At 69.1% G+C, this 10,513-nt stretch carries 11 protein-coding genes; 3 read left to right on the top strand and 8 right to left on the bottom strand.

Features of this window, described 5'->3' with window-relative positions:
* Window positions 1-112 precede the first annotated feature (112 nt).
* Window positions 113-691, bottom strand: a complete 579-nt coding sequence (locus ABTZ89_RS29055; RefSeq protein WP_351050587.1) for a DUF4232 domain-containing protein — start codon at window positions 689-691, stop codon at window positions 113-115.
* A 185-nt stretch (window positions 692-876) separates the two neighbouring features.
* Between ABTZ89_RS29055 and ABTZ89_RS29050 the strand changes: the two genes are divergently transcribed.
* Window positions 877-1,704 (top strand): universal stress protein, encoded by an 828-nt coding sequence (locus ABTZ89_RS29050; RefSeq protein ID WP_270947753.1) that lies wholly within the window; start codon window positions 877-879, stop codon window positions 1,702-1,704.
* A gap of 5 nt (window positions 1,705-1,709) precedes the next feature.
* Here the strand turns inward: ABTZ89_RS29050 and ABTZ89_RS29045 are convergent, their stop codons facing one another.
* Window positions 1,710-2,609 carry a universal stress protein gene (locus tag ABTZ89_RS29045; protein ID WP_351050583.1) on the bottom strand — a complete coding sequence of 300 codons (900 nt, stop codon included), beginning with the start codon at window positions 2,607-2,609 and terminating at the stop codon, window positions 1,710-1,712.
* A gap of 101 nt (window positions 2,610-2,710) precedes the next feature.
* Complete coding sequence (locus ABTZ89_RS29040; RefSeq protein WP_351050580.1) at window positions 2,711-3,169, bottom strand: PPOX class F420-dependent oxidoreductase; 459 nt, start codon at window positions 3,167-3,169, stop codon at window positions 2,711-2,713.
* 241 nt (window positions 3,170-3,410) lie between these two features.
* Here ABTZ89_RS29040 and ABTZ89_RS29035 point away from each other — a divergent pair, with 241 nt between their 5' ends.
* Window positions 3,411-3,959, top strand: coding sequence for a DUF1062 domain-containing protein (locus tag ABTZ89_RS29035; protein WP_351050577.1), 549 nt, complete (start codon window positions 3,411-3,413; stop codon window positions 3,957-3,959).
* Window positions 3,960-4,028: 69 nt separating this feature from the next.
* Here ABTZ89_RS29035 and ABTZ89_RS29030 read toward each other — a convergent pair whose 3' ends face one another.
* The gene (locus ABTZ89_RS29030; protein ID WP_270947757.1) at window positions 4,029-4,274 is read right to left on the bottom strand and encodes an SHOCT domain-containing protein; all 246 of its coding nucleotides are present in this window, start codon (window positions 4,272-4,274) and stop codon (window positions 4,029-4,031) included.
* 378 nt (window positions 4,275-4,652) lie between these two features.
* On the opposite strand from ABTZ89_RS29030, the gene ABTZ89_RS29025 reads away from it, so the two are divergent.
* Complete coding sequence (locus ABTZ89_RS29025; protein ID WP_351050574.1) at window positions 4,653-5,885, top strand: M20 metallopeptidase family protein; 1,233 nt, start codon at window positions 4,653-4,655, stop codon at window positions 5,883-5,885.
* A gap of 111 nt (window positions 5,886-5,996) precedes the next feature.
* On the opposite strand, the gene ABTZ89_RS29020 is transcribed toward ABTZ89_RS29025, so the two are convergent.
* From ABTZ89_RS29020 to ABTZ89_RS29005, 4 genes are all read right to left on the bottom strand, one after another.
* Window positions 5,997-6,965 (bottom strand): 3-hydroxyacyl-CoA dehydrogenase NAD-binding domain-containing protein, encoded by a 969-nt coding sequence (locus tag ABTZ89_RS29020; protein WP_351050571.1) that lies wholly within the window; start codon window positions 6,963-6,965, stop codon window positions 5,997-5,999.
* Window positions 6,962-8,068, bottom strand: a complete 1,107-nt coding sequence (locus tag ABTZ89_RS29015; protein WP_351050568.1) for an NAD/NADP-dependent octopine/nopaline dehydrogenase family protein — start codon at window positions 8,066-8,068, stop codon at window positions 6,962-6,964. Before ABTZ89_RS29015 ends, ABTZ89_RS29020 begins: the two co-directional genes overlap by 4 nt.
* Window positions 8,069-8,095: 27 nt before the next feature.
* The gene (locus ABTZ89_RS29010) at window positions 8,096-9,466 is read right to left on the bottom strand and encodes a spinster family MFS transporter (protein WP_270947761.1); all 1,371 of its coding nucleotides are present in this window, start codon (window positions 9,464-9,466) and stop codon (window positions 8,096-8,098) included.
* Between the two features lie 379 nt (window positions 9,467-9,845).
* Window positions 9,846-10,163: a hypothetical protein gene (locus ABTZ89_RS29005; protein ID WP_351050564.1), complete on the bottom strand. Its 318-nt coding sequence runs from the start codon at window positions 10,161-10,163 to the stop codon at window positions 9,846-9,848.
* Between the last annotated feature and the right edge of the window lie 350 nt (window positions 10,164-10,513).

Raw genomic sequence — 10,513 nt, 5'->3', positions numbered from 1 at the left:
GAGGACGGCCCGACTGCCGTGTATTGGCATACATAAAGTCGGGCACCCGGAGACCAGGCGGGCGCTGAGGTTCCGCCACCCGCACCGCCACACAAAACGAGGATGGAAAACCTCACTTCATCAGGTCGTCCGGGTTGGTCGCCAGCGAGGTGACCTGCAGCTGCTTCGCGGTGATCTCCACCGGTCCGTCGCCGACGATGTTCACGTTCTGCTCCTCTGACATGTCCGGCAGCGAGGACTGGAACCCGGTCAGCACGTACGAGTTCGGGTCACCCTTGTCACCCGGGACCACGAAGATGCCCGCGTACACCACGTCACCCGGCTTGAGCGTGAACTCCTTGGGCACGTCGGGAATCCGCACGTCCTCCACCGGCAGCTGCTCGATCGGCGAATTCGTCATGTCCACCCCGTGCAGGTTGGGAACACCGCCGTTGATCGTGCACACCTTGTCCGACCGATTCCCGTAGGTCACCAGGAAACTGCCGGGCCAACCCTCCACAGGGGAAGCGGAAGCGATGAAATCGGCCTCCGAGCAGTTCGACGTACCGATGTCCCCGGTCAAAGCCGTGCCGGCATTGCCCGCGTCCGGCGCCGACGGCAGCGCCGAGGCAGCTCCGCAACCGGTGATCAGCAACGCTCCCCCGAGGACACCGGCGGCGGCCATGGCAATGCGGTGGTGCTTGAGCATCATGCTCCCCTTTTCCCCAGTCGTACCAGCGGTTCCCTCACCGCTTCCTCACTGGCAAAGACGCACCGCGCCCAACGGGGTTGCTCCCCCGGCTGAATTCTTCGGAAACCGCCCCTGCACGGGGCTCATGCACCGGGCTCGATCCGGGTACCCGGAGTGGACTGGTACGTCCGCGACGAGGGGGCGGCATGGGATCGAGTGGACGGGTGGTCGTCGGCGTGGACGGTTCTCCGACGTCGCTGGCGGTCGCCATGTGGGCTGTTGACGAGGCCGAGCTCCGCAACGCCGAGCAGGTGCGGTTCGTGGTGGTGATCGGCGACCGGCGCGCTGCCGACGAGGCGTGGCAAGCCGTCGGGGCCGTCGAGGACCGCTTCGCCAGCAACCGGTCGGACCTGGAGATCACCTCGGAGGTCGCGCACGGCGCCCCCGCTGACGTGCTGATCGAGCGCTCCGACGACGCGGAGCTGATCGTGGTCGGCTCGCGCGGGCGCAGCGCCCTGGCCGCGACGCTGCTGGGTTCGGTCAGCGCCAAGGTGGCTGCGCACGCGCGGTGCCCGGTCGTCGTGGTCCGGGAGCACCGCAGCAGCGGGCCGGTGGTGGTCGGCCTGGACAACTCCCCGCACAGCCAGGCCGCTCTGCGGTACGCGTTCGACTCCGCGGCCCGGTACGGGTGCGAGCTCGTGGCCGTGCAGGTGTGGGAGTTCCCGGAGTCCGCACCGGTCGTGCCGCCCATGGGGCACGAGCTGGCCGAACTGCGGGACGAAGCGCTGCGGGCCCTGTCCGAGCAGCTGGCGGGCTGGGCCGACTCCCACCCGAACGTGCCGGTTCGCAAGGTCGCGCCACGCGGACACCCGGTGGAGGAGCTGGCCGCTGCTGCGGGAGACGCCCGCCTGCTGGTCGTCGGGCACCGCGGTCGCGGCGGCTTCACCGGGCTCCTGCTGGGCTCAGTCGCGGCGGGCGTGCTGCACCACGCGCAGTGCCCGGTGGCCGTCGTCCGCAACGCGACGGGTTCGTGAACGGCTCACACGGCGCGCAGCACTGCAGCCGGGCACTGCGCCCGGTTGACGACCGCGTGGCTCACCGAACCCAGCAGCGCGCGGCGAACAGGTCCCCTGCCGTGGCTGCCGACCACCACCAACGCCGCGTCCTGCGCCTCCCGGAGCAGTGCATCCGCAGGCTTCTCCGGGCTCACCACGCGCCGCACCTTCACGTCGGGATAGTGCTCGCTCCACCCGGCCAGGCACGAAGCAAGCACTTCCATGGCTTCCTCCCGCACCTCGCCCCACGGCAGTTCCCAGTGCTCGATCCACGTGAACGGGTCCAGCGGCAGGTCGCTCCACGCGTGCACCGCGACCAGCTCCTCACCGTGGCGCGCGGCGAAGTCGTAGGCGAACGCGATGGCCTCCCGGCTGTGCGCCGACCCGTCGACGCCCACCACCACCGCCCCGGAGTTCGGTTCCTCGCGAACACCGCGGACCACCACCACGGGGGCTCCGGTGCGACGCGTCAGCAGCTCCGCCGATGTCGAGCCCAGCGCGCCCAGCTCCACCTCGATGCGCGGGCCGCCGAGCACCAGCAGCTCGGCGTCCTCCGCCAGCTCGGCCAGGTCCTCGGCGGGATCCCCGTACTTCATCTCGTCGCGCACCTCGAGCTCCGGGGCGATCTGCTGGCAGCCTTCCACCAGCGCACCCAGCTCCCGCCGCAGGACGTCCTGCAACGGCGGCCCCTCGCCCGGCACGACGATCCGAACGTGCTCGTCGCCCTCCACGACGACCCGCACGTGCTCCTCGAGCGGCCAGGTGAGCACGTGCGCCAGGAGCAGCGGCAGACGGCGGCTGGAGGCTTCACGCGCCGCCCACCACACCGCCCGGCGGGACGATTCCGTCAGGTCGTACCCCACCACCACCGGCTTGCGAACCATCCCGACCGCCCCCTCCCCCGTACCGGATCTCGTCCAGCCTGCGGCATGCGCCGCACCCGGGATCAGGGCACTTCGTCACCAAGGACGTTCGAACGGTCGCCCTAGCTGTCGATGTCGAGTGCCGTGCCGTACAGCCGGTCCACCTTCAACCGGATGACCACCCGGCGCTCGGCAACCAGCTGCTCCAGGAACGCGCCTTCGTCCTCCGGCTTGGCGGCTGCCGGGATCATCTCGAGCAGTTCCCGCCCGACTGCGTCGCCGGGAGCGGTAGTGGGCTCGGAAACCTCGGCGTCACCTTCGGCGACGGCGAACGACCACACGTCGCCGCCCCGCACGTGCAGCGCCACACGCGGGTCGCGCCGCAGGTGCCCGACCTTGACCCGGTCCGCCGTCGTCGAGAACCGCACGATGCGGGCCTCGGGATCCCAGCTGTACGCCATGGTGGTCAGATGGGGGTGGCCACTGCGCTTGACGGTGGCGAGCGTGCCGAACTGCTGCTCACCGAGCAGGCCCGAGAGGGCTGCGTCGGACAGCTTGCGAGGCGTCGGTCCTTGAGTCATGCCGTGATCAACCTCAACGGCCGCCCAGCAATTCCCCGGCTGCAGAGCGAGGAGCCGCACGGAAAAACCAGTGGACCACCTCCGCTGCGCGCCGCTACAGTGCCGCCGGACCGAGTCGTCGAGCCGAGGACGTGCCGTTGTACATCGCGTGAGACCTCCCGAGAGCTGATTTGTCGCGCGTCGCGCAAGTGCGCCGCGCTTCTCCTTGCTGCGGATTTCTCATGGAAAAAGGTGTACTCCTGTGCTCACCAATTGGGTGGTGGCCCCCACCTGCCTGCCGCTCGTCCGCCGTCGTTGCCACGCGTGCGCGTTCGAGCGATTCCGGGCGAACGGCAAGTTCCGCATCAACGCGAACCACAAGCTCCTCGATGCCTGGCTCCTGGTGCTCTGCACCGCTTGCGGGGACACGGCGAAGCTGACGGTCCTGGAGCGGGTGAACGTGCGCTCCGTACGACCTGAGCTGCTGGACCGGATGCACGGCAACGATCCCGGTCTGGCCGCCGAGCTGCTCCAGGATCCGGTCGTGCAGCGCCGCAATCGCGTCGGCCTCGACTGGGACGGCGCCTGGCGCCTCGACACCAGCGGCGCGGATCAGCCGGAGGACGAGGCGATCGACGTCGCGGTCCGCTTCGCGGCGCGGATCCCCGTCCGGCCGGTGCGGCTGATCGCCGAAGGTTTCGGCTTCTCGCGAGCCGAGGTCGAGAGGCTGATCGACGAGGGGAATCTCGTTTCGGCAACCCGCCTGAGCGGAAAGCGCTCCGGCGACTTCACCTTCCTGCTCAAGCGCTGACCCCTCCGCGGGCTGGGGTCCGTCCGACCGGGCGGGCCCCAGCCCGAACGCGCGGTCGGACCCCGCCGGTCATCTCTTGCGCCGGTGCTCGACCAACGTCTCCAGCCGGCGCCGGTACTCCTCCTCGTCGATCTCCCCACGAGCGAACCGCTCGGCCAGCACCTCCTCGGCGCGCGTGGAACCGGACTCGGACCGCGCAGTGCGCTGCAAATAACGCACCAACGCGACGATCGCAACGATCAGCAGCACCCAGAACAGCACCATGCCGATGATCGACATCAGCCCCCAGAGCGCCCAACCGCCTCCGTAGTGCATCGCAACCTCTCCCCACACCCCGGCGCCGAACAACCCGGCTGTCCCACCCCATTCTCCACCCGCACCACACCACCACCCCAGAGCAGATGGTCACCACCGAGCAACAGCCACGGCCTCCGCGGCAGAAGCGGGATCGACCGCTGCCCTTCTCAGGCTCCCGACGCTGACGATCCGCCTGTGCGGGCTGCGGCTCAAGCGCGTCGACCGTCGCAGGACGATCGGCTCCACAATGGACTTCGAGCGGCGAGAACGCACAAGACAAGCCCGTGATCGCGCTCCGAGCGGTGTCACGGGGGTTGAGCTGGGTTCCGATGCTAAAAAGACACGTCCCCCCACGTCCCCGAACGCCCCACCCCGACCGACCTGGAAGATGCTGGAATGACCGCACTCGCGCACCAGGAGCCGCAGAGCTCCGACCGCCTCACCGCCGACCTGATCGCGCTGCGCCGCGAGCTCCACCAGGTTCCCGAGATCGGCCTCGACCTGCCCCGGACGCAGGGTCTCGTCCTCGAAGCGCTCCGCGGGCTCGATCTCGAGATCTCCACCGGCACGAACGCCACCTCGGTCACCGCAGTGCTGCGCGGAGGCTCCGGCACATCCCACCGCCCTTCCGTGCTGCTGCGCGGTGACATGGACGCACTGCCGCTGTCCGAGCGGACGGGCCTGCCGTTCGCCTCCCGCAACGGCGCCATGCACGCCTGCGGGCACGACCTCCACGTGGCGGGCCTCGTCGGCGCGGCCAGGCTGCTGTCGGCCGCGCGAGCGCAGCTCGAAGGAGACGTGATCTTCATGTTCCAGCCCGGAGAGGAGGGTTTCGACGGCGCCCAGCTCATGATCGACGAGGGCGTCCTGGACGCCGCCGGTTCCCGGCCGTGCGGCGCGTACGGCCTCCACGTCACCTCCGACGCGCCGGCCGGGCTGTTCACCAACCGCCCGGGCTCCTACATGGCCGCGTTCTGCCAGCTCGACGTCGTCGTCAACGGCCGCGGCGGCCACGGCTCCCGCCCGTTCCAGACCCGCGACCCGATCCAGGTCGGGGCCGAGATCATCGGAGCGGTCCAGACCTACATCACGCGCCGCTTCAACGTCTTCGACCCGGTCGTCCTCACCGTCGGCGAGTTCCACGGCGGCACGGCACCGAACGTGATCCCGGACAGCGCCGAGTTCAAGGCGGGCATCCGCTGCTTCAGCCCGGAGGTCGAAGACCGCCTGGAGCGCGAGCTGCCCGACCTCGTCAACGGCATCGCCGAAGCCCACGGTCTCAGCGCGACCGCGAAGTTCCAACGCGTGCTCCCGGCCACGATCAACGACCCGCACCACGCCGAGTTCTGGGCATCGACGGCGAAGGACCTCTTCGGCGAGAACCGCTTCGAAACCCTGCCCCACCCGAAGACGGGTTCCGAGGACTTCTCCCGAGTCCTCGACGAAATCCCGGGCTCCTACGGCCACCTCGGCGTCGGCCCAGCGGACATCGCCCCCGAGGACTGGGCCCCGCTCCACTCATCACGAGCCGTCTTCGACGACACCGTCCTCCCGGACCACGCCCGCTTCCTCGCCACCCTCGCCGAACGACGCCTCGCAACCGAGGCAGCGGAACGGCCGATCTCCTAGCGTCGTGCTGCATCAGCGCTGGTCCAGGGCCGTGAGCACTTCTTGGTGCTATGGCGCCAGAAAGTGCTCACGGCACCCCAACCTCGACTGCCGCACCTGGCCCGTCGTTGGTCAGTCCTCCGGTCGGGTCGGGATCGGGGTTCCGTTGCGGAGTTCTGGTTCTCGGAGGCGGAAGATCTCTTCGAACTCGCGCATTCGGGCTGTTCGGTAGTCCGGGACTCCGTCGGGGTCGTAGTGGTAGAAGCCGGTGCCGTCCTGGAGGCCTCGGCGGTGGGCCGTCATGTTCTGCTCGATCACGTCCGGGTGCTGGAAGCGGTCTCCGAGCTGCGACTTCAGGTAGCGGGACGCGTAGTAGAGGATGTCGCCGCCGCCCCAGTCGATGAACTCCAGGGGCCCGAGCACCGAGAAGCGCGGGCCGAGGCCCGCTCGGACCGCCAGGTCGATGTCCGCCGCGGTGGCCACGCCCTCCTCGACCATGCGGGCGGCCTCGTTCATCACCAGCGCCTGCAGGCGGGGCACGATGTAGCCCGCCGAGGCACCGCACACCACCGGGACCTTGCCGATGCGCTCGAGCAGCCCGGTCAGCGTCGCTACCGCGTCCGGGTCGGTGTCGTCGCTGCGGCTGACCTCGACCAGCGGCATCAGGTCGGCGGGGTTGAGCCAGTGGGCGTTGACCACGCGGCCCGGTCGGTCGACCAGCTCGGCGATCTCGGTGACCAGGAACGTCGAGGTGGTGGAGGCGATCACCGCGGACTCGCCGACCTGGGTGCGGACCCAGGCCAGCGCGTCGCGCTTGACCTCGATGACCTCCGGCACCGCCTCGAACACCACGGTCGCGTCGGCCAGCTTCGCCGACTCCCGGTCGCACACCGTCAGCCCCGCCAGCGCCGCGTCGTCGCCGAGCTTGGTGCGCAGCTGCTCCGCCAACCGCTCGCGGACGCGTTCGCCGTAGGCGCGGCGCTCGTCGTCGGTGCGTTCCTTGACGTCGGCCAGCACCACCGGCATGCCGACCGCCAGGCAGGCCAGCGCGATGCCCTCGCCCATCCGGCCGGCGCCGACCACCGCGATCTCGTCGGTCACGACTTGAACCCCTCCTCCAGCAGCTGCGCCAGGTCGTCGCGGGACAGCTCCGCCAGCCCCAAGCCCTCCAGCGTGCGTCCCTCCGCGTAGAGGTCGCGGCCGGTGATCGCCGAGGCCATGCTCAGCAGGCCTTGCGCGACCGGGGTCGGCACCCCCGCCCACCGGCCGACCGACACCAGCAGGGACAGGCCCAGCCGGGTGTCCTCCAGCATGTAGCGGTGGCTGAGCAGGTCGATCTTCTCCCGCCAGTCGCCGCTGTCGGTCAGCTTCTCGTGCGCGGCGCGGCCGTACATCCACTCCTCGCCGTCGACCGCGTAGTGGTCGGCCAGCGGGAAGTGCGGGGCGCCGTAGCCGAGCGCCTCGCGCAGCGCGATGCGCTCGGCGTCCAGCGCGTCGGTGACCCGGCGGATCGAGGGCTGGGTGCCTTCGTTGTGGATGTCCCAGGCGTCGAAGTGCTCCAGCGGACCGGCGTTCATCATGATCAGCGGCGGGTGGATGATCGGCCCGGCGTTCATCAGGGCTCCGCTGAGCCCGTCCTCCGAGGTCTCCACGCTCGGGTAGGCCTCGCGCAGCACGCCGAACGCCTCTTCGGCCAGCCGGCTCGGGAACACCCCGGTCGGCAGGCGGGTCGCGTAGCCGCTGACCACCACTTCGGTGCTGCCGTGCTTGCGGGCCAGGTACGGCAGCGTGCCCGTTTCGGCGAAGGCGACGTCGGCGGAGTTGCCCGCGTCGACCATCGCCTTGCCGAACAGCACGGAACCGAGGGTTCCCGGCGGCAGGAAGACCACCTGGCCGTCGCTGAGCAGCGGAGCGAGCCGCTCGGCCAAGTCCTCGTGGGTGGTCGAGGGCAGCGGGATGACGATCAGCGCGGCACCGCGCACCGCCTCGGCGAGGTCGGTGACCGGCCGGATCGCGCCGTCCGCGTCGCCCACCGGCACCTGCCGGGTGCCGCGGTGGTCGCGGACGGTGATGGCGCCTGCCGCGCTGAGGGCCTGGTGCGCCGCTGCGTCGCGTCGCCACCACTGCACGTCGTGGCCGTTCTCGGCGAGTTCCGCTGCTGCGGCCCAGCAACCGTGCCCGCCTCCGAGGACTGCGATTCTCAACTCGTCGGACCCTTCTCGTGTCGGAATTCAGCTGGCTGCCACGACGTCGCGCTGCTCCGCGAGCAGCTTTTCACGCGAGAGGCTGCGCCGGAAGTGCTTGCACCCGCGCCACAGGAGCAGGACGGTCACCACCGATGCCAGGCCGTAGACGAGGGACAGCGACGAACCGACCATCTTCTCGTCCCCGAAGACCCGGTCGGTGACCAGCGCGACCAGGGCGGTGCCCAGCGCGAGGCCGATCAGGTTGGAGATCAGCAGGAACATCGCCGACACCTGGGCGCGCATCTGGTTGGGGCTGAGCACCTGCATGGCGGCGGTCGAGGCGGGCATCGGGAACGAGGCGAAGAACATCGCCACCGCCAGCAGCACCAGCGACGCCCACAGGTTCCCCACCTGCGTGAACGCGATGACCGGAACCGTCATGCCCACCGCGCCGATCACCCCGGCGCGCATCGCGGCGTCCGAGTGCCCGCGCTTGGACAGCAGGTCCACCAGGTAGCCGCCGAAGAGCACCCCGCTGCCGTTGGCCACCAGCACGACGACACCCAGCAGGTAGCCGGTCTCGGTCGGGCTCAGCCCGAAGGCGCGCATGTAGAACGCGGGGGTCCACGCCATCATCCCCAACAGCACCAGGGCGTAGAGCGAGAATCCCAGGTAGTGCATCGCGAAGGTCTTGCGGTGGCTCCACAGGAACGCGAACACGTTGCGCAACGCGACCTTCTGCACTCCGCCGTCGGCGTTGTGCTTGAGCCCCCTGCGCCCCGGGTCGCGCACGGTCAGGAACACCAGCAGCGCCAGCAGGAGCCCGGGCAGCCCGACGATCAGGAACGTCAACTGCCAGGCCCGCACCTCGCCGACCAGCGGCAGCGCGACGGCGTCGACCGACTTGAGCAGGTTGATGACGTAACCGCCGATGATGAACGCGGCCGCACCGCCGATGAACGAGCCCAGCGAGTAGATGCCGTAGGCCCGTCCGAGCTTGCTCTTCGGGAACATGTCGCTGAACATCGAGTACGCCGCGGGGGACAGCGCGGCTTCCCCGACGCCCACTCCGATCCGCGCCAGGAACATGTGCACGAATCCCTTGCTGAGGCCGGAAAGCGCGGTGGCCAGGCTCCAGAAGGCGACACCGATCGAGATGATCAGCGGGCGGGAGCGCTTGTCGGCGAGGAGCGCGATCGGCAACCCCATGAACGAGTACAGCAGGGAGAACGCCAGCCCGTTGAGCAGGCTGAACTGGGTGTCGGTGAGGTCCAGGTCGCGCTTGATCGGCTCGATCATCAGCGACAGGATCTGCCGGTCGACGAAGGAGAAGACGTAGGCGATCATGCAGACCACCACCACGTACCACTGGTAGCGGTACGATTTTCGCGTCTCGGGCAACAATTCGTCGGTCATCGGCAATGCGCCCTCTGCAATCCAGTGGTCTCGTCAGGCCTGCCGAAATCGGCGAACACCCGAGCCGGCGAACGGCGGCGTGCCGGGTACGCTAATTTTCGGGTGACCCCGACAACAACTGGTGCTTCCCTGCCCGAGACGCAGGAACTCCCCCACTCGGCTAAGGAAATCCCCTACACCGGCCGGCGGAGGAATCGGAGATCGAATCGCTGGATGTGCAGAACAACCCGAGCAACGCGAAGCCGCGGTTCAGGACGAGGACTGAACCGCGGCTTCGCTTCGGTGGGCTGCACCTGGATGAGCTGCCCGGTCCGGCGATCTGGTCGCCGGGCCGAGCAGCCGCTGCCACTGTGCTGACTCAGTGGCGGTCAGTGCGACCTCAGTCGTCGAATTCCCAAGCACCGGCGTTCAGCTCGGTGGAGCTGGTGTTGTCCTGGTCGACCCAGTTCACCGCGTTCTGCTCGCCCTTGCTGCCCACGCTCCACTGGTAGATCGGCGAAACGTTGGAGTTCGACTGCTCGGTGCTGGCGTCCTGGTCCTGCACCTGGCTCTGGCTCTCGCCGTGACACTTCTTGGAGTGGCAGGGCTTGCCGCCGTCCCCGTGGTGGCCGCCGTCGGCAAAAGCCATGGCAGGAGCACCGAACAGAAGCGGCAGGCCCAGGGCGGTGACGGCGATGACGCGCTTGGCAGAACGCATTCGAAAAACCCTTTCATAAATAATTTTTCGAGCAGCAGAATCCGCGCCGCAATGCAGCACGCATCGACCACGCGGACTCCTACCTGGGAATCGAGAAATCCCGCAGCAGCGGAACCAGGTCAAAACCTATCGCGCCCAGAACGACGCGCAAATCGGAAATGCCCGTTCTCACCTCATGTGGTGATCGATGGCCTGCATATTCCACAGGGCATTTCCCAGCAATGAGCGCGTGAGGTAGTTCCCTCCCGGTCCGCAGATGCCTCCCGACCGTGGTGCGCGGCATCGGTCTGGCGTTGCTCGTCGCCCGCGGACCTTTGGAACGCCTCCTGGGGGCTCAACCGCTGACGTGC

The organism is Saccharopolyspora sp. NPDC002686, assembly GCF_040295745.1.
Taxonomy (GTDB): domain Bacteria; phylum Actinomycetota; class Actinomycetes; order Mycobacteriales; family Pseudonocardiaceae; genus Saccharopolyspora; species Saccharopolyspora oryzae.
The sequence above is the reverse complement of the archived record's forward strand: the minus strand, read 5'-3'. Positions and strand labels throughout refer to the sequence as shown.

Excerpts from the sequence above, each read along its gene's own strand:
- ABTZ89_RS29045 (WP_351050583.1), bottom strand. The coding sequence starts at position 2,609 with ATGGTTCGCAAGCCGGTGGTGGTGGGGTACGACCTGACGGAATCGTCC.
- ABTZ89_RS29025 (WP_351050574.1), top strand. The coding sequence starts at position 4,653 with ATGACCGCACTCGCGCACCAGGAGCCGCAGAGCTCCGACCGCCTCACC.
- ABTZ89_RS29030 (WP_270947757.1), bottom strand. The coding sequence starts at position 4,274 with ATGCACTACGGAGGCGGTTGGGCGCTCTGGGGGCTGATGTCGATCATC.
- ABTZ89_RS29055 (WP_351050587.1), bottom strand. The coding sequence starts at position 691 with ATGATGCTCAAGCACCACCGCATTGCCATGGCCGCCGCCGGTGTCCTC.
- ABTZ89_RS29005 (WP_351050564.1), bottom strand. The coding sequence starts at position 10,163 with ATGCGTTCTGCCAAGCGCGTCATCGCCGTCACCGCCCTGGGCCTGCCG.
- ABTZ89_RS29050 (WP_270947753.1), top strand. The coding sequence starts at position 877 with ATGGGATCGAGTGGACGGGTGGTCGTCGGCGTGGACGGTTCTCCGACG.
- ABTZ89_RS29040 (WP_351050580.1), bottom strand. The coding sequence starts at position 3,169 with ATGACTCAAGGACCGACGCCTCGCAAGCTGTCCGACGCAGCCCTCTCG.
- ABTZ89_RS29010 (WP_270947761.1), bottom strand. The coding sequence starts at position 9,466 with ATGACCGACGAATTGTTGCCCGAGACGCGAAAATCGTACCGCTACCAG.